This window comes from Streptomyces sp. NPDC057002, assembly GCF_042673825.1.
In the GTDB taxonomy this organism is placed as follows: Bacteria; Actinomycetota; Actinomycetes; order Streptomycetales; family Streptomycetaceae; genus Streptomyces.
On sequence record NZ_JBHURZ010000001.1, the window covers coordinates 1,578,530 to 1,596,295 of the forward strand.

At 70.3% G+C, this 17,766-nt stretch carries 13 protein-coding genes; 2 read left to right on the top strand and 11 right to left on the bottom strand.

Going from position 1 to position 17,766, the window contains the following annotated elements:
* Nucleotides 1–39: 39 nt before the first annotated feature.
* From ACFT32_RS07090 to ACFT32_RS07140, 11 genes are all read right to left on the bottom strand, one after another.
* Nucleotides 40–3,762 (bottom strand): ThuA domain-containing protein, encoded by a 3,723-nt coding sequence (locus ACFT32_RS07090; protein WP_382486636.1) that lies wholly within the window; start codon nt 3,760–3,762, stop codon nt 40–42.
* Nucleotides 3,763–3,881: 119 nt separating this feature from the next.
* The gene (locus tag ACFT32_RS07095; RefSeq protein ID WP_382486637.1) at nt 3,882–4,880 is read right to left on the bottom strand and encodes a sugar phosphate isomerase/epimerase family protein; all 999 of its coding nucleotides are present in this window, start codon (nt 4,878–4,880) and stop codon (nt 3,882–3,884) included.
* A gap of 15 nt (nt 4,881–4,895) precedes the next feature.
* Nucleotides 4,896–6,110 (bottom strand): Gfo/Idh/MocA family protein, encoded by a 1,215-nt coding sequence (locus tag ACFT32_RS07100; RefSeq protein ID WP_382486639.1) that lies wholly within the window; start codon nt 6,108–6,110, stop codon nt 4,896–4,898.
* A 61-nt stretch (nt 6,111–6,171) separates the two neighbouring features.
* The gene (locus ACFT32_RS07105; protein WP_382486641.1) at nt 6,172–7,218 is read right to left on the bottom strand and encodes a substrate-binding domain-containing protein; all 1,047 of its coding nucleotides are present in this window, start codon (nt 7,216–7,218) and stop codon (nt 6,172–6,174) included.
* A 17-nt stretch (nt 7,219–7,235) separates the two neighbouring features.
* A complete protein-coding gene (locus tag ACFT32_RS07110; RefSeq protein ID WP_382486643.1) occupies nt 7,236–8,252 on the bottom strand; it encodes an ABC transporter permease in 1,017 nt (338 codons plus the stop codon).
* Nucleotides 8,249–9,766, bottom strand: coding sequence for a sugar ABC transporter ATP-binding protein (locus tag ACFT32_RS07115; protein WP_382486645.1), 1,518 nt, complete (start codon nt 9,764–9,766; stop codon nt 8,249–8,251). The genes ACFT32_RS07110 and ACFT32_RS07115 overlap by 4 nt, the downstream gene beginning before the upstream one ends.
* Nucleotides 9,767–9,875: 109 nt before the next feature.
* Nucleotides 9,876–11,057 (bottom strand): ROK family protein, encoded by a 1,182-nt coding sequence (locus ACFT32_RS07120; RefSeq protein ID WP_382486647.1) that lies wholly within the window; start codon nt 11,055–11,057, stop codon nt 9,876–9,878.
* A gap of 207 nt (nt 11,058–11,264) precedes the next feature.
* Nucleotides 11,265–11,942, bottom strand: coding sequence for a GntR family transcriptional regulator (locus ACFT32_RS07125; protein WP_382486649.1), 678 nt, complete (start codon nt 11,940–11,942; stop codon nt 11,265–11,267).
* Between the two features lie 153 nt (nt 11,943–12,095).
* Complete coding sequence (locus ACFT32_RS07130; protein WP_382486651.1) at nt 12,096–13,034, bottom strand: beta-ketoacyl-ACP synthase III; 939 nt, start codon at nt 13,032–13,034, stop codon at nt 12,096–12,098.
* Between the two features lie 173 nt (nt 13,035–13,207).
* Nucleotides 13,208–13,345 carry a hypothetical protein gene (locus ACFT32_RS07135; protein WP_215117504.1) on the bottom strand — a complete coding sequence of 46 codons (138 nt, stop codon included), beginning with the start codon at nt 13,343–13,345 and terminating at the stop codon, nt 13,208–13,210.
* A complete protein-coding gene (locus tag ACFT32_RS07140) occupies nt 13,317–14,645 on the bottom strand; it encodes an OFA family MFS transporter (RefSeq protein ID WP_382486653.1) in 1,329 nt (442 codons plus the stop codon). Before ACFT32_RS07140 ends, ACFT32_RS07135 begins: the two co-directional genes overlap by 29 nt.
* A 227-nt stretch (nt 14,646–14,872) precedes the next feature.
* On the opposite strand from ACFT32_RS07140, the gene ACFT32_RS07145 reads away from it, so the two are divergent.
* Together ACFT32_RS07145 and ACFT32_RS07150 are read left to right on the top strand one after the other, a co-directional pair.
* Nucleotides 14,873–15,844: a 2-dehydropantoate 2-reductase gene (locus ACFT32_RS07145; protein WP_382486655.1), complete on the top strand. Its 972-nt coding sequence runs from the start codon at nt 14,873–14,875 to the stop codon at nt 15,842–15,844.
* Entirely contained in the window at nt 15,841–17,760 is a 1,920-nt protein-coding gene (locus ACFT32_RS07150; RefSeq protein WP_382486656.1) for a molybdopterin oxidoreductase family protein, read from the top strand. The genes ACFT32_RS07145 and ACFT32_RS07150 overlap by 4 nt, the downstream gene beginning before the upstream one ends.
* Nucleotides 17,761–17,766 lie beyond the last annotated feature (6 nt).

Sequence of the window (17,766 nt, forward strand, 5' to 3'; positions counted from 1 at the left end):
ACGGCGAGCGGGGGTCCGGCGTCCCCCGCCCGCCGCCGTTCAGTCGCCCTTGACGGGCAGTTCCTTCAACTGGATGTTACGGAAGGAGACTTGGTCGTCGGCGCCATGGTTCTGGAGGCCGATGTAGCCGTCTGTCAGGCTCCGCTGGGGGTCCTTGTTGGTGAAGTCGTTGATCTTGACTCCGTTGAGGAACACCTGGAGCCGTTCGCTCTGGACCTTGATCTCGTAGGAATTCCACTGGCCGGGCGGCCGCAGGACCTGGTCACGGGCCTTGATGTTCGCCGACTTGAACGAGTAGACGGAGCCCGTGGTGCGCTCGGGCGCGTCCGTGGCGTCGATCTGGATCTCGTAGCCCTTGTTCACCGCGGACCAGGGGTCGTCGGAGGCCGGGAAGCCCACGAAGATCCCGGAGTTGTCGTCGCCCCGCATCTTCCAGTCGAGCTTGAGGGAGTACGACTTCAGCTCCTTGGCCTGGTACCAGAGCAGGCCCATGCCTCCCTCGGACTCCATCACGCCGTCCTTGACGACGAACTTGCCGGGGCCCGCCTGCTTCCAGCCGTCCAGGGTCTGGCCGTTGAAGATCTTCCGGTAGTCCTTGCCCGGCTTGCAGTCGGCCTTGACCTGGCCGGTGGCGTACTGGAGGCCGCCGAGCAGATGGGCCCGGAAGGCCTCTTCGGCGTAGGACTCCTTGGTGTGGCCGCCGCCGGTGTAGAAGGAGCGGCCGCCGCCGTAGCTCTGGCACCAGGCGATCGGGTGGTCGCCCTTCATGTTCCCGCCCTGGTAGGTGGTCTCGTCCAGGGTGGCGAGGACCTTGGCCTGCTCACGCGGGTTGGTGCGGTAGTTGTACCACTCGTCGGTGCGCTCCCAGGCCTGGTCCAGATGCCCGGTCGACGGGTGGTCGTGGTCCTCGACGCGCACGGTGGCCTTCTGGATGGCCGGGTGCGAGTCGAAGTAGGCGCCGACGAGGCCGCCGTAGAACTGCCAGTCGTACTCGGTGTCGGCGGCGGCGTGGATGCCCAGGTAACCGCCGCCGCCCGCCACGTAGTCCTCGAACGCCTTCTGCTGCTCGGCGTTGAGGACATCACCCGTGGTGGACAGGAAGGCCACCGCGTCGTACTTGGCGAGGTTGGTCGTGGTGAACTGGCGGGCCTCCTCGGTCGCGTCGACCGTGATGCCGGCCGGGCCGCCGAGCTCCTTCAGCGCGGTGATGCCGGCCGGGATGGAGTCGTGGCGGAAGCCGGCGGTCCTGGAGAAGACCAGGACCTTCTTGCCGCCCTTGAACGGCTCCTTGGAGAACTCGAAGTCGTCCACGTCGTACAGCGCGCCCTCGCCGCCCTTGAAGACCAGGTAGATGTCCGTGGCCTTCTTGGGCAGCGACCGCAGCGGCACATCGACGTTCTGGAAGGTCTCCCAGCCGCCGGTCGGCGGGATGTAGGCCGAACCGTGCAGCGGTCCGTCGGGCGAGCCGGTGCGCAGTTCGATGAAGCCGCCCGCGCCGCCGGAGGAGGCCCGCACGGTCATCTTCTTCTGCCCGTCGAACCGGTAGGGGCTGAAGGAGATCCAGTCGCCGTCGTCGATGTTGCCGACGGTCTTGCCGCCGTTGGCGCCGGTCTTGTCGATCACCGTCACGCCCGACTGGGTGGTGAAGTGCTCGCCCTGGCGGTGCAGCGGCTGGAGCACGGCGCGGGCGGTGCCGGTGAGCGTCTCCTGGCCGTTCGCCCCGCCGTCGGTGTAGCTGGCGCCGACGACGCCGTAGATGTTGGCGTTGGGGTCGTGGCCGCCGTCGCCGGGGGGCGGCTTCAGGGTGCCTTCGCAGCCCATCTCGCTGGTCAGCTCGTGGGCGTGGGAGTCGTGGCCGAGGCTGTAGGCGACCTTGACCTTGGAGCAGTCGACGGTCTCCTCGGGGTCGGTGACGGTCACCTTGAACGGGACGGGCTTGCCGAACTCGGCCATGGTGCCGTTGCCCGGGATGTCGATCCGCACCTTGGGCTCGGTGTTGCCGACCACGATCCGGGTGCTGGCGTTGCCGGTGTGGCCCTCGGCGTCCTTGGCGGTGAAGGTCGCGGTGTAGGTGCCGATCTTCTTGTACTTGTGGGTGGGGTTGAGGCCCTCGCCCTTGGTGCCGTCGCCGAAGTCCCAGCTGTAGGTGAGGTCCGCGGAGTCGGCGTCCTTGGCCGAGCCGGTGAACTTGACCTTCAGGCCGGCCGCTCCGGACGTCTTGTCGGCGCTCACCTCGGCGATCGGCGAGAAGCCGTCCTCGGCGTTCTCGATCCGGTACAGCGCGGAGTGCTCGTCGCCCTGGAACCAGGAGACGCCGTAGTCGAGGACGTAGAGCGCGCCGTCGGGGCCGAACTCCATGTCCATGATCTGGGTGCCGGTCCACGGGAAGTCGTTGATCTTCGCGACCGAGCCGTCGCCGTTCTGCTCGATCCGCTTGATCCAGCGGCGGCCGAACTCACCGGCGAAGAAGTCACCGTCGTAGGCCTCGGGGAACTTCACCTTGGAGTCGAGCTCGGGGTCGTAGCGATAGACCGGGCCGGCCATCGGGGACTCGGAGCCGCTGCCGAACTCGGGCACGGAGCCGCCGTCGTACGGGATCCAGGCGGCCTGCGCGGGCGGCAGGTCGGTGAGGCCCGTGTTGTACGGCGAGGTGTTCTTCGGGGCTGCGCAGTCGAACTTCTCGCCGGACTCCTTGGTGGCGAAGTCGTAGTCGACGTACGCGTCGTTGTTGCCGGTGCAGAACGGCCAGCCGAAGTTGGCGGCCTTGGTGACCTTGGCGAACTCGACCTGTCCCCCCGGGCCCCGCTTGGGGTCCGCGGCGCCCGCGTCGGGGCCGTAGTCGCCGACGTAGACGATGCCGGTCTTGTCGTCGACGCTCATCCGGAACGGGTTGCGGAAGCCCATCGCGTAGATCTCGGGACGGGTCTTGTCCGTGCCCGGGGCGAAGAGGTTGCCGTCCGGGACGGTGTACGAGCCGTCCTCGGCGACCTTGATCCGCAGGATCTTGCCGCGCAGGTCATTGGTGTTGGCGGAGCTGCGGCGGGCGTCGAAGGCGGGGTTGCGGCCCTCGCGGTCGTCGATCGGCGTGTAGCCGTCGGAGGCGAAGGGGTTGGAGTCGTCGCCGGTCGACAGATAGAGGTTGCCGGCCGCGTCGAAGTCGATGTCGCCGCCGACATGGCAGCAGATGCCCCGGGAGGCCGCGACGTCGATGACCTTCTTCTCGCTGGCCGTGTTCAGCGTGCCGTTGGCGTTCAGGGTGAAACGGGAGAGGCGGTTGACGCCGTCGAACTTCTTGAACTCCTCGGCGGTGCCGGTCTCCGGGGCGTCGCCCGCGGGGGTGTCCAACGGCGGGGCGTAGTAGAGGTAGATCGCCCGGTTGTTCTTGAAGTCCGGGTCGATGCCGACGCCCTGGAGGCCCTCCTCGTCGTGGCTGTAGACGGGGATCTTGCCGGCGACCTTGGTGACGCCGCCCTGGTCGGTGAGGCGCAGTGTGCCGTCGCGCGAGGTGTGCAGCACGCTGCGGTCCGGGAGCACGGCGAGCGACATCGGCTCGCCCGTCTCGGGTTCGCCCTTGGCGAGCGGCACCTGCTGGAACTGGCCCTCGGCGGCCGCCGGTTCGTCGTGCTCCGGATGGCCGGGGTGGGCCCCGGCGACGGTGGCCGGGGCGCCCACGGCCAGGAGCAGGCCGGTGAACAGGGCGACGGTGGTGCGCAGCCTGGGATGTCCGGCGCTGCGGGTGGCTCTGAGTCTGGTTCTGTGCACGAAGTCCCTCCGGGAACGGGGTGGGCCGTACGGGATGGGTGCGTAGACGTGCGGTGCGGGCGCCGGGGTGCGCCGTCACCCCGGAGGTGTGTGACCTGAACACAAGGAAGGTGCGTGGTTCAGCTGTTGAACGCGGCGTCGAAGGACGCGCTGGGCGGCTCGAAGTCGAAGGCCTTGAGGCGGGTCAGCGCCTCGGGCGCCCCCTGGAGCCGGTCCATGCCGGCGTCCTCCCACTCGACGGAGACCGGCCCCTGGTAGTCGATGGAGCGCAGCATCCGGAAGACGTCCTCCCAGGGGACGTCGCCGTGCCCGGCGGAGACGAAGTCCCAGCCGCGCCGCGGGTCGCCCCAGGGCAGGTGGGAGCCGAGCCGGCCGTTGCGTCCGTCGAGGCGCTTGCGGGCCTCCTTGCAGTCGACGTGGTAGATCCGGTCGCGGAAGTCCCAGAGGAAGCCGACCGGGTCGAGGTCCTGCCACACGAAGTGCGACGGGTCGAAGTTGAGCCCGAAGGCGGGGCGCCGGCCGACCGCCTCCAGCGCGCGGACCGTCGTCCAGTAGTCGTAGGCGATCTCGCTGGGGTGCACCTCGTGCGCGAACCGCACGCCCTCGGCGTCGAAGACGTCCAGGATCGGGTTCCAGCGGTCGGCGAAGTCCTGGTAGCCGCGTTCGATCATGGCGTCGGGGGCGGGCGGGAACATGGCGACCAGGTGCCAGATGGCGGAGCCGGTGAAGCCGATGACGGTGTCGACGCCGAAGGCGGCCGCGGCGCGCGCGGTGTCCTTCATGCGTTCCGCGGCCCGCTGCCGGACCCCTTCCGGGTCTCCGTCCCCCCACACCGCGTCGGGCACGATGGCCTGGTGGCGTTCGTCGATGATGGCGTCACAGACGGCCTGGCCGACGAGGTGGTTGGAGATGGCCCAGCACTTGAGGCCGTACTTGTCGAGCAGCGCCCGGCGGCCGTCGAGATACCCCGGGTCGGAGAGCGCCTTGTCGACTTCGAAGTGGTCGCCCCAGCAGGCGAGTTCGAGGCCGTCGTAGCCGAAGTCGCGGGCGAGCCGGCAGACCTCCTCCAGGGGCAGGTCCGCCCACTGGCCGGTGAACAGCGTGAACGTACGCGGCATCGCGCGTCAGCCTCCTCAGACCGCAATCGGGGTGTAGACGGAGTTCTTCTCGGCGCTCTCCTCGACCGCCGCGAGCACGCGCTGCACCTGCAGCCCGTCGGCGAAGGAGGGATCGGGGCGGCGGCCCTCGGCGACGGCGTGGACCAGGTCGCGGGCCTGGTGGACGAAGGTGTGCTCGTAGCCGAGGCCGTGGCCGGGCGGCCACCAGGCGTCCAGGTAAGGGTGGTCGGGTTCGGTGACGAGGATCCGGCGGAAGCCTGCCTCCGCGCCCGGCTCGGTGCCGTCGTGGAACGACAGCTCGTTGAGCCGCTCCAGGTCGAAGGCGAGCGAGCCGCGCTCCCCGTTGAGCTCGATGCGCAGGGCGTTCTTGCGGCCGGTGGCGTAGCGGGTGGCCTCGAAGGAGGCCAGGGCGCCGGAGGGGAAGCGGGCCGTGAACAGGGCGGCGTCGTCCACGGTGACCTGGCCGGTGCCGGCCGAGGAGACCGCGGCCAGCCCGCTCGTGGCGCCGGTGGGCAGCGGCCGCTCCCGTACGAAGGTCTCCGTCAGCGCGGAGACACCCGCCAGCCGCTCCCCCGTCAGATACTGCGCGAGGTCGACGATGTGCGCGCCCAGGTCGCCGAGCGAGCCCGACCCCGCCTGCTCCCTGCGCAGCCGCCAGGTCAGCGGGAAGTGCGGGTCGACGAGCCAGTCCTGGAGGTACGTCACACGCACGTGCCGCAGCCTGCCCAGGCGGCCCTCGGCGACCATCCGCCGGGCCAGGGCGGTGGCCGGCACCCGGCGGTAGTTGAAGCCGACCATCGCCACCTGGCCGCGTGCGTGCGCCTCCTCGGCCGCGCGTTCCATCGAGGCGGCTTCCTCGACGGTGTTGGCGAGGGGCTTCTCGCACAGGACGTGCTTGCCGGCGGCCAGGGCGGCGAGGGCGATCTCGGCGTGGCTGTCGCCGGGGGTGCAGATGTCGACCAGGTCGATGTCGTCCCGTTCGACGAGGGCACGCCAGTCGGTCTCGACCGACGCCCAGCCGTGCCGGTCCGCCGCCGCCCGCGCGGCGGCGGCGTCCCGGCCGCAGATCGCGGCCTGCACCGGGTTCAGCGGCAGGTCGAAGACACGGCCCGCGGTGCGCCAGCCCTGCGAGTGGGCGGCGCCCATGAAGGCGTAGCCCACCATCCCCACGCGCAGGGGTGGCTTGCCTGCCTCCTCGGTCCCTTCTGACTGCTGCTGCGGCTGTCCCATGTGGGAGTCCTCCTCGTCCTGGTCGGGGTCGCGCACGTGGGGGGTGCGGGGGCGGAACCGGTCACTGGAAGCCGGTGGGCATGTACTGGTCGACGTTGGTCTTGTCGACGACGGCCGAGTAGAGCGTGATCGACGCGGGGATCTCGAACTCGGCCATGCCGCCGATGCCCTTGCCCTGGCCGAGGGCGCGGGCGAGGTCGATCGCGGAGGCGGCCATGGTCGGCGGGTAGAGCACCGTCGCCTTGAGCACGCCGTCGTCCTGCTTGATGGCCTGGAAGGCGGAGAGCGCACCGGCCCCGCCGACCATCAGGAAGCCGTCGCGCCCGGCCTGCTCGATGGCCCGCAGCGCGCCCACGCCCTGGTCGTCGTCGTGGTTCCACAGCGCGTCGAACTTCGACTGGGCCTGGAGCAACTGGGCCATCTTGGCCTGGCCGGACTCGACGGTGAAGTCGGCGGCCTGGCGGGCGACCTTCTTGATGTTGGGGTAGTTCTTCAGGGCGTCGTCGAAGCCCTTGGTGCGCTGCTTGGTCAGCTCCAGGTTGTCGAGGCCCGCCAGTTCGATGACGCGGGCGCCCGACTTGCCCTTGAGCTTCTCGCCGATGTAGTGCCCGGCGTTGAGGCCCATGCCGTAGTTGTCGCCGCCGATCCAGCAGCGGTAGGCCTGCGGGGTGTTGAAGATCCGGTCGAGGTTGACGACCGGGATGCCCGCGCGCATCGCCTTCAGCCCGACCTGGGTGAGGGCCTTGCCGTCGGCGGGCAGCACCACCAGGACGTCGACCTTCTTGTTGATGAGGGTCTCGATCTGGCCGATCTGCTGGGCGGTGTCGTTGGAGCCCTCGGTGATCTCCAGGGTGACGTCCGAGTACTTCTCGGCGCGCTCCTTGGCGTTGTCGTTGATGGCGTTGAGCCAGCCGTGGTCGGCCTGCGGTCCGGCCAAGCCGACGGTGACCTTCTTGCCCGGCTTGTCGTCCGCGGCGGGCTGGTCGTTCCCGGCCGGCTCGTCCTTGGCGTCGGACGGCTCGTTGCTCGTGCAACCCGTGAGGAGGGCACCGGCGGAGACGGCGGCGGCCCCGAAGAGCAGTCCTCTGCGGCTCGTGATCTCTGTCATGGCGGTGAACCCTTTCCTCAGGTCGTGCTCGCGGTACGGCGCTGGACCAGCACGGCGGCGACGATGATCGCGCCCTTGGCGATCTGCTGGACGTCGCTCTGCAGGTTGTTCAGGGCGAAGATGTTGGTGATCGTGGTGAAGATCAGGACGCCGAGGACGGAGCCGACGATGGTGCCCCGGCCCCCGCTGAGCAGGGTGCCGCCGATGATCGCGGCGGCGATGGCGTCGAGTTCGTAGAGGTTGCCGTTGGTGTTCTGGCCGGAGCCGGACAGGACGATCAGCAGGAAGGCGGCGATGCCGCAGCACAGGCCGGACAGCAGATAGAGGTAGAGCCGCTGGCGGCGTACGTCGATGCCGGCGAGCCGGGCGGCCTCCGGGTTGCCGCCGACGGCGACGGTGCGGCGGCCGAAGGTGGTGCGGTTGAGCACCAGCCAGCCGATGACCGTCACGACGGCGAAGACCATGACCAGGGGCGGGATGCCGAGGATGTAGGCGTCGCGTTCGCCCAGGTCGAGAACGGACGGCACGGTGACGATCTGGGTCTTGCCGTCGGTGATCTGCAGGGCGAGGCCGCGGGCGGAGGCCAGCATGGCGAGGGTGGCGATGAACGGCACCATCGCGCCGTAGGCGATGAGCACCCCGTTGACCAGGCCGCAGCCGACTCCGACGACCATCGCCGTGAAGAGGATGCCGGCGAAGCCGTACTCCTGGGTGGCCACCGTCGTCGCCCACACCGAGGCGAGGGCGACGATCGCGCCGACCGACAGGTCGATGCCGCCGGAGACGATGACGAAGGTCATGCCGACGGTGACGACGCCGATCACGGAGGCCTGGGTGAGGACCAGTTGCAGGTTGCGGGTGTCGAGGAACTCGTCGGGCTTGGTGATGCCGCCGATGAGGATCAGCGCGGCGAGCACGCCGAGCAGGGAGAGGGTGCGGACATCGGCGCGGAACAGCAGGCCGCGCCAGGCCGGGGGCTGAGCCTCGGGCACCTTGTCGGTGCTGTCCCGCGGCGGGGAGACGGGCTGCGTCATGACGCCGGGCTTCCTTCCATGACCAGGTCGAGTACGCGGTGTTCGTCGAGTTCGCGCGCGGGCGCCGTGTGGACGACACGGCCCTCGCGCAGCACCAGGACGCGGTCGGCGAGGCCGAGCACCTCGGGCACCTCGCTGGAGACCAGCAGTACGGCGAGGCCTTCGTCGGCCAGCCGGCGGACGACGGCGTACAGTTCGGCGCGCGCGCCGACGTCGACGCCGCGGGTGGGTTCGTCGAGCAGCAGCACCCGGCAGCCGCGCAGCAGCCAGCGGGCCAGGACGGCCTTCTGCTGATTGCCGCCGGACAGGGTGCGCACGGGCACGGACGGGTTGTCCGGCCGCAGGGACAGCTCGCGCGTCGCGGCCCGGGCGGCACCGAGTTCGGCGCGCCGGTCGATCCAGCCGCCGCGCGAGAAGCGGGACATGGAGGAGACCGACACATTGCGGGTGACGGACTCCAGCATCAGCAGGGCCTGGGCCTTGCGTTCCTCGGGGGCGAGCCCGAGCCCGGCGCGGACGGCGGCCCGTACGCTGCCCGGCTTCAAGGGCCGTCCGTCGACCAGCACCTGACCGGACGTCGGTTTGCGGGCCCCGTAGACGGTCTCCAGGATCTCGGAGCGGCCCGAGCCGACGAGTCCGGCGAGGCCGACGATCTCGCCCGGCCTGACCTCCAGGTCGAAGGCCTCGAACTCCCCTTGACGGGCCAGCCCTTGAATCTGGAGAACCGATTTTCCGGTCGGCGGGGAGAGGGGCCGGCCGGGGAAGACGTACTCGACGTTGCGGCCCGTCATCAGCGCGACGACCTCACGGGTCGGTGTCGACTTCGCCGGGAGCCCGTTCGCGACGGCCCGTCCGTCCTTCAGCACGGTCACCCGGTCGCCGATGCGCCGGATCTCCTCCAGGCGGTGTGAGATGTAGACGACGGCGACTCCGGCGGCGGTGAGATCGCCGACGATACGGAAGAGGTTGTCGACCTCGTCCGGGTCGAGGGCGGCGGAGGGTTCGTCCATCACGATGAGCCGCACATCGTGGGAGAGCGCCCGGGCCATGGACACGATCTGCTGCTGCGCGGCCGACAACTCCCCCACCAGACGGGCCGGATCGACCTCAGGGTGCCCGAGCCGCTTGAGGAGCCGAGCGGTCGACTCGCGCGCCGTCTTCCCGCGTACGACGAACCCGGCGGCGGTCGGCTCATGGCCGAGGTGGACGTTCTCGGCGACCGACAGATGCTCCACCAGGTCGAGTTCCTGGTAGATGGTGGCGATGCCGAGGCGCATGGCGGCGATCGGCGAGCGGAGCGTGACCTCCTCGCCGCGCCAGCGGATGGTGCCGGTGTCGGGCTGATGGGCACCGGCCAGGACCTTGATGAGGGTCGATTTGCCCGCGCCGTTCTGGCCGAGCAGGCAGTGCACCTCACCGGCCTGGACGTCGAGGTCGACGCCGTCGAGGGCCCGGACTCCGGGGAACGACTTGGTGATGCCGGACATGCTGAGCAGCGGTGGTTCTGGTGCCATGAGGTCCCCTTGGCGGGCGTGCGGGCCGGTTTCAGGGCAGGGCGGAGCGCGGAGCGGAGCAGGGAACTGTGCGGGGCGCGGTACTGGTACGCCGTACTGAGCTGTGCGCTTACGCGGGTGAGAACAGGTGATCGCTGATGAGCCGGGCCGCGCCGATGACACCGGCGGCGGGTCCCAGCTCGCCCAGGACGATGGGCAGATTGCCGGTTGCCAGCGGCAGCGACTGGCGGTAGACCTGGGTGCGGATCGCGGCGAGCAGCGTGTGGCCGAGGCCGGTCACTCCGCCGCCGATCACCACCAGACCCGGGTTGAAGAAGCTGACCAGGCCGGCGATGACCTGGCCGGTGTGATTGCCGCCCTCGCGGATCAGGTCGAGTGCGGTGGCGTCGCCCGCGGCGGCCGCGGCGGCGACGTCGACGGCGGTGAGGCCGCCGTTCGTCTCCAGCCGCGATGCCAGTTCGGCCGAAAGCCCCTGCTGGGCGGCCTCCGTGGCGTCGCGGGCGAGGGCCGCCCCGCTGAAGTGGGCCTCCAGGCAGCCCCGGTTGCCGCAGGCACAGGGCCTGCCGTCGGACACGGCTTGGATGTGCCCGATGTCGCCGGCGCTGCCCGTCGTACCGCGGTAGACGTCACCGCCGACGACGATGCCGCAGCCGATGCCGGTGCCGATCTTGACGCAGAGGAAGTCGGCGACGGTGCGGGCGACGCCCGCGTGCTGCTCCCCCATCGCCATGAGGTTCACATCGTTGTCGACCATGACCGGGCAGCCGAGTTCCTGGCTGAGCGCCTCCCGCACGGGGAAGCCGTCCCAGCCGGGCATGATCGGCGGTGCCACCGGAATGCCCTCGGGGAAGCGGACCGGGCCCGGGACGCCGATGCCGGCGCCGTCGAACCCCTCCGCGAGCCCGGAGGCCTTCAGTTTCGCGGCCATGGCCAGGACCTGCTCGAACACCGCGACCGGGCCTTCGCGCACGTCCATGGGCTGGTTGATGTGGCCGAGGGTCTCCAGTTCGGCGTTGGTGACGGCGACGTCGACCGAGGTCGCGCCGATGTCGACGCCGAGGAAGCGCAGACCGGGGTTGAGCCGGATGTTGTGGGAGCGACGGCCACCGCGCGAGGCGGCGAGTCCGTCGGCCACGACCAGCCCCGTCTCCAGCAGCCGGTCCACCTCCACGGCGAGCTTGGACCGTGAGAGGTCGACCTGGTCGCCCAGCTGGGCACGGGAGTTGGGGCCGCCGTCGCGCAACAGCGTGAGCAGTCGGGCCTGGTGGGCGTTTCCGGGTCGTGCGGTCATACGTCTCACGAGCCCCTCCCCGCCTCGATCGGCCTGTGCGCGCCGGTTTCCCGCCACATCAGTGGCTTGCTTTCGGAGGGAACGTAGCAGCGGCTGCCGGAGGTGGGAAGAAGTCGCGCAGGAATTGCCCTCTACTTTTTCCACTCACAGGACAAAGACGTGGAACGGGAGTTGAGGGTCTGGAGTTGCCGACAACGGCCGAGAGCCCTACGAACGCGCCCGCGCGTGATACGACCGCCGCGTGTGCTCGGTGTGTTCGCGCATCAGCTGGGTGGCCCGCTGTTCGTCCCGGTCCGCGATGGCGGCGATCAGTTCGCGGTGTTCGATCCAGGACTGGTGGCCGCGCTGACGGGCCACCGGCGTGTAGTACCAGCGCACCCGCCGGTCGACCTGGGCGGCGAGTTCGGCGAGGACCGCGTTGCCGGCCAGCTCCATGATCTTGGTGTGGAAGCGGGCGTTCATGGCGACGGCGCCGTCCACGTCGTCGGCCTCGACGGCCTTCTCGCCCTCCGCACAGAGGGATTCCAGGGCGGTGAGGCCGGCACTGTTCGCGTTGGCCGCCGCGAGCCGGGCCGCCTCGGCCTCCAGGAGCGTGCGGACCGTGAGGAGCTGGTCGGCCTCCTCCTCCGTCGGCTCGTGCACGAACGCGCCCTGGGCGGGCCGCAGATCGACCCACCCCTCGGTGTTGAGCCGCTGCAGCGCCTCGCGCACCGGCTGCCGGGAGACCCCGAGATGCCCGGCGAGTTCGCTCTCGACGAGGTGCTGGCCGGGCTGGAGGGCCCGGGTGGTGATGAGTTCGAGGAGTGCCTCATAGACACGGTCACGCAGCGGACCCGGGCGTTCCAGCTTGGGTACCGCCCCCTGGGGCAGGCCTGTCGAAAGCATCGCGGTCCCCCTCCTCGGCAGGGCCGTGCACAGCGCGGCGGCTACCGGTGTCGCCGCAGAGTCAGTATCGATTGTCTTTCGTCTACAGTCTACGGCGCACAAAGGCCAGGGATTCGGGCAGTTGGCCGCGTCACACCCGGGCGGCCGGGAGAGCTAGGGGCAGCGCACGACCTGTCCCGCGTACGACAGGTTCCCGCCGAAGCCGAACAGCAGGACCGGGTCGCCGGTGGAGACCGCGCCCTGTTCGACGAGCTTGGAGAAGGCGAGCGGGATGCTCGCGGCCGAGGTGTTGCCGGACTCGGTGACATCGCGCGCGACGACGGCGTTCACGGCACCGATCTTCTCGGCGAGGGGTTCGATGATGCGCAGGTTCGCCTGGTGCAGCACGACCCCGGCGAGGTCCGCCGGCTCCAGACCGGCCCGCTCGCACGCCCGGCGCGCGATGGGCGGCAGCTGGGTGGTCGCCCAGCGGTAGACGCTCTGCCCTTCCTGGGCGAAACGGGACGGAGTGCCCTCGATCCGCACCGCGTGTCCCATCTCGGGTACCGAGCCCCACAGCACCGGCCCGATGCCGGACTCCTCTGCGGCCTCGACCACCGCGGCCCCGGCCCCGTCCCCGACGAGCACGCAGGTGCTGCGGTCGCTCCAGTCGGTCACCTCGGACATCTTGTCGGCCCCGATGACCAGCGCACGGCTCGCGCCCCCCGCGCGGACGGCGTGGTCGGCGGTGGCCAGGGCATGGGTGAACCCGGCACACACGACGTTGAGATCCATGGTGGCCGGGTGCGGCATCCCGAGGCGGGCCGCGACCCGGGCCGCCATGTTGGGCGAGCGGTCGACGGCGGTGGAGGTGGCGACCAGCACCAGGTCGATGTCGGCGGGGGCCAGGCCGGCCGCCGCGAGGGCCTTGGCGGCGGCCTGGGCGGCCAGCTCGTCGACCGGCTCGTCGGGCCCGGCGATGTGGCGGGTGCGGATGCCCACCCGGCTCCTGATCCACTCGTCACTGGTGTCCACCAGGCCCGCCAGGTCCTCGTTGGTGAGTACCTTGGCGGGCTGGTAGTGGCCGACGGCGGCGATGCGCGAGCCGTTCATCTGGGTGGGTCCCCCTCGTTGCCTTGGGTAGCGGGACCCACCAGTCTGATCAGTGACTCACGGGTACGACGGCAGCCAAGGCAACAGGAAACCGGCGCCAGGCTTGTCAGCTTCGGTCAGGACCTCGGACGCCCTGGCACCTGTCGCACGCCGGGGCGACCCGGTCCCAGACCTCAGCCGGTGAACAGCTGTGTCGCCTTCCGGACGAGCTCGTACAGCCCGTAGGCGAGCGGTACGCCCACCCACACCCAGGCGAAGGCGATCAGCCACCGCCGGTCCGGGCTAGGCGGACTCTGACTGCTGCTGGACACGATCGGCCTCCTTCGGCTGCGGGACGTGATGGCGGGGGTCGACGGGCCGGACGAGTTCGTTGGCGACGAAGCCGACGACGAGCAGGCCGATCATGATGACGAAGGACAGCCCGTACAGGGACGCGCCGTGCCGGCCGGCCTCCTCCTGGCGGTCGGCGATCCAGTTCACGATGAGCGGCCCGAGCACACCGGCCAGGGACCAGGCGGTGAGCAGCCGCCCGTGGATGGCGCCGACCTGATAGGTGCCGAACAGGTCCTTGAGATACGCCGGGATCGTCGCGAAGCCGCCGCCGTAGAAGGAGAGGATGACCAGCGCGCACAGGATGAACAGCGGCTTGGAGGTGTCGCCGAACAGGGCGATGAGCGCGTACATCAGCGCGCCGACGCCCAGGTAGACGCGGTAGATGTTCTTCCGGCCGATCAGGTCGGACGTCGACGACCAGCCGATGCGGCCCGCCATGTTCGCGGCCGACAGCAGGGCGACGAAGCCGGCGGCGGCCGTCACGGACACCGGCGTGGAGGTGCCCGCGAAGAAGTCCGTGATCATCGGGGCGGCCTTCTCCAGGATGCCGATGCCGGCGGTGACGTTCATGCAGAGCACGAGCCACAGGCACCAGAACTGCGGGGTCCGCACCGCACTACGGGCCGAGACCTGCGGTCCGGCGAGGACGCTCGGCCCGCTCTCCACCGGCTTCTCGGTGCGGGGCACCCGCACCAGCAGCACACCCAGCAGCATGAAGACCGCGTACGACAGCCCGTGCACGAGGAAGGCCAGGGCGATGCCGGAGCTGTCGCTGCCGAACGACTCCAGCATCTGCGCCGACCACGGCGAGGCGATCAGCGCACCGCCGCCGAAGCCCATGATGGCGATGCCGGTGGCCATGCCGGGCCGGTCCGGGAACCACTTGATCAGTGTGGAGACGGGCGAGATGTAGCCGATGCCGAGGCCGATGCCGCCGACGAAGCCGTAGCCGAACACGATCAGCCAGTACTGCTCGAGGGACGCGCCCAGCGCGGAGAGCAGGAAGCCGGAGGAGAAGCAGACCAGGGCGACGGTCATCGCCCAGCGGGGGCCGTTGCGTTCCACGAGCGTGCCGCCGAACGCGGCGGACAGGCCCAGCATGACGATGCCCAGCTGGAAGGGCAGCGCGCTCTGTGTGCCGCTGAGGCCGAGCGCGGACTCGAGGGGCGGCTTGAACACGCTCCAGGCGTAGGCCTGGCCGATGGAGAGATGTACGGAAAGAGCGGCGGGCGGAACGAGCCAGCGGCTCCAGCCCGGGGGCGCGACTGGGGGACTCATGAATCCCGGACGGTAGGCAGTCGCAGGGTAGTTGAAAAGGCGGCGCGTCGACCGTATGCGGTGAGCGGTATTCAGGATGCGCCGAACGGTCGCCGCGCGGACCCTTGCCGCCCCAACCTCCATACTGTAGACAATATTTCGTCGACACAAGCCGCACGGCGCGTTCCTGAGCGGTCGTACGGCGGTCACACCTCCGCGGTATCCCTCAAACCGAACGGAGTGTTCCCGTGAAAGTCGCAGTTCTCGGCGCCGGTGCCATCGGCGCCTACGTCGGCGCCGCGCTCCATCGCGCGGGTGCCGAGGTGCATCTCATCGCCCGTGGACCGCATCTGGCGGCCATGAGGCAGCACGGAGTCCGGGTGCGCAGCCCGCGGGGCGATTTCACCGCGCACCCCCACGCGACCGACGACCCGGCCGAAGTGGGCCCGGTCGACTACGTCTTCCTGGGCCTGAAGGCCAACGCGTACGCGGCGTGCGGGCCGCTGATCGCGCCGTTGTTGCACGGGACGACGGCGGTCGTCGCGGCCCAGAACGGCATCCCTTGGTGGTACTTCCACCGGCACGGCGGCCCGTACGACGGCCACCGCGTCGAGAGCGTGGACCCGGACGGCGCGGTCAGTGCGGTGCTCGCGCCCGAACGGGCCGTCGGATGTGTCGTCTACGCGGCCACCGAGCTCGAAGGGCCGGGCGTCGTGCGGCACTTGGAGGGCACGCGGTTCTCGATCGGCGAGCCCGGCCGGGGCCTCTCGGCACGCTGTCTCTCCTTCAGCGAGGCGATGCACGCGGGCGGGCTGAAGTGCCCGGTGGAGCCCGATCTGCGGGACGACATCTGGGTCAAGCTGCTCGGCAACATCTCCTTCAACCCCATCAGCGCGCTGGCCCGCGCGACCATGCGGCAGATGTGCCTGCACGGCGGCACCCGCAGGGTCATCGAGATCATGATGACCGAGACGCTCGCGGTCGCCCGGGCCCTCGGCTGCGAGGTCGGCGTCTCCATCGAGCGCCGGCTCGCGGGCGCCGAGCGGGTCGGCGACCATCGCACCTCCACGCTCCAGGACCTGGAGCGCGGCAAGCCGCTCGAACTCGACGTACTCCTCGCGGCGGTCGTCGAGCTGGCGGAGATCACCGGCGTGGAGGTGCCCACCCTGCGCACCGTGCACGCCATCTCGGACCTGCTCGCGCTGAGGAGCGCCGCATGAGGAAACGGCAACCGAAGACCTACACCCGACTGACCCACCCGCTCGTACGTGACTCCCGCGACGAGCCGTTCCGGCAGGCGAGCTGGGAGGAGGCCCTGGACCGGGCCGCCCGGGGCATCGCCCGCAACCGCGGCGCCTTCGGGATGTTCAGCTGCGCCCGCGCCACCAACGAGATGAACTACGTGGCGCAGAAGTTCGCCCGGGTCGTCATGGGCACCAACAACGTCGACTCCTGCAACCGCACCTGCCACGCCCCGAGCGTGGCCGGTCTCTCGGCGGCGTTCGGCTCCGGCGGCGGGACGTCGTCGTACGAGGAGATCGAGCACACCGACCTGATCGTGATGTGGGGCTCCAACGCCCGCTTCGCGCACCCGATCTTCTTCCAGCACGTGCTGAAGGGGATCAGGAACGGCGCCCGGATGTACGCGGTCGATCCGCGCCGGACCTCGACCGCCGAGTGGGCGGAGAGCTGGCTCGGCCTCAACGTCGGCACCGACATCCCGATGGCGCACGCGATCGGCCGCGAGATCATCCACGCGGGGCTGGCCAACGAGGCGTTCATCGAGCGGGCGACCACCGGCTTCGAGGAGTACAGGGCGCTGGTCGAGCCGTGGACGCTGTCGCTCGCCGAGAAGGTGACGGGCGTACCGGCCGCGGCGATCCGCGAGCTGGCGCACGCCTACGCCCGTGCCGAACGCGCCCAGCTGTGCTGGACCCTCGGCATCACCGAGCACCACAACGGCACCGACAACGTCCGCGCCCTGATCAACCTGTCCCTGCTCACCGGGCACGTCGGCCGCTACGGCTCGGGCCTGCAACCCCTGCGCGGGCAGAACAACGTGCAGGGCGGCGGCGACATGGGCGCGATCCCCAACCGGCTGCCGGGCTTCCAGGACATCCTCGACCCGGACACCCGGCTGAAGTTCGAGTCGGCCTGGGACACCGTCATCCAGCCGCACTACGGCCTGAACCTCACGGAGATGTTCGAGGCGATGGAGGACGGCGGTCTCAAGGCCGTCTACTGCATCGGCGAGAACCCGGCCCAGTCGGAGGCCGACAGCGAGCAGGCCGTACGGCGGCTCAAGGCCCTGGACTTCCTCGTCGTGCAGGACATCTTCCTCACGAAGACGGCCGAACTCGCGGACGTCGTCCTGCCGGCCACCGCCGGCTGGGCGGAGACCGAGGGCACCACCACCAACAGCGAGCGGCGGGTGCAGCGCGTCCGCAGGGCCGTCACCCCGCCGGGCGAGGCGCGCGAGGACATCGACATCCTCTGCGACCTCGCCGGCCGCCTCGGCCACGACTGGAAGTACGCCGACGCCGAGACCGTGTGGAACGAGCTGAGGTCCGTCTCGCCCGACCACTACGGCATGACGTACGAGCGTCTGGAGGAGCACCAGGGCATCCAGTGGCCGTGCCCCAGCAGGGACGGGCTCGAACCGACCTATCTGCATGGCCGGTTGTGGGACCCGGACCCCGCCGGGCGCGGACGGCTCGCCCCCTTCGGGATCGTGCAGCACGACCCGCCCGTGGACCTCACCGACGAGCGGTACCCGATCCGGCTGACCACCGGACGGCGGCTCGACTCGTACAACACCGGTGTGCAGAGCGGTGGTTACGCCTCGCCGCTGCGGCGCGGCGAGTTCATCGAGCTGTGCCCGGAGGACGCCGAGCGCTACGGGGTCGTGGTGGGTGAGCAGGTCCAGGTCATCTCACGGCGCGGGTCGGTGACCGCGCCGGTGTGGGTGGACACCGCGCTGCGGCCCGGACTCGCCTTCATGACCATGCACTTCCCCGACGAGGTGGACACCAACTCGCTGACGATCGAGGCGAACTGCCCGATCGCGGGGACGGCGGAGTTCAAGGCGTCGGCGATCCGGATCGAGAAGCTGCCCATCGCGACCATCGTGGGGTGACGCACT

Bases quoted from the DNA above. Each gene is read 5' to 3' on its own strand.
- ACFT32_RS07100 (WP_382486639.1), bottom strand. From the start codon at position 6,110: ATGGGACAGCCGCAGCAGCAGTCAGAAGGGACCGAGGAGGCAGGCAAG.
- ACFT32_RS07115 (WP_382486645.1), bottom strand. From the start codon at position 9,766: ATGGCACCAGAACCACCGCTGCTCAGCATGTCCGGCATCACCAAGTCG.
- ACFT32_RS07140 (WP_382486653.1), bottom strand. From the start codon at position 14,645: ATGAGTCCCCCAGTCGCGCCCCCGGGCTGGAGCCGCTGGCTCGTTCCG.
- ACFT32_RS07150 (WP_382486656.1), top strand. From the start codon at position 15,841: ATGAGGAAACGGCAACCGAAGACCTACACCCGACTGACCCACCCGCTC.
- ACFT32_RS07105 (WP_382486641.1), bottom strand. From the start codon at position 7,218: ATGACAGAGATCACGAGCCGCAGAGGACTGCTCTTCGGGGCCGCCGCC.
- ACFT32_RS07110 (WP_382486643.1), bottom strand. From the start codon at position 8,252: ATGACGCAGCCCGTCTCCCCGCCGCGGGACAGCACCGACAAGGTGCCC.
- ACFT32_RS07120 (WP_382486647.1), bottom strand. From the start codon at position 11,057: ATGACCGCACGACCCGGAAACGCCCACCAGGCCCGACTGCTCACGCTG.
- ACFT32_RS07095 (WP_382486637.1), bottom strand. From the start codon at position 4,880: ATGCCGCGTACGTTCACGCTGTTCACCGGCCAGTGGGCGGACCTGCCC.
- ACFT32_RS07125 (WP_382486649.1), bottom strand. From the start codon at position 11,942: ATGCTTTCGACAGGCCTGCCCCAGGGGGCGGTACCCAAGCTGGAACGC.
- ACFT32_RS07130 (WP_382486651.1), bottom strand. From the start codon at position 13,034: ATGAACGGCTCGCGCATCGCCGCCGTCGGCCACTACCAGCCCGCCAAG.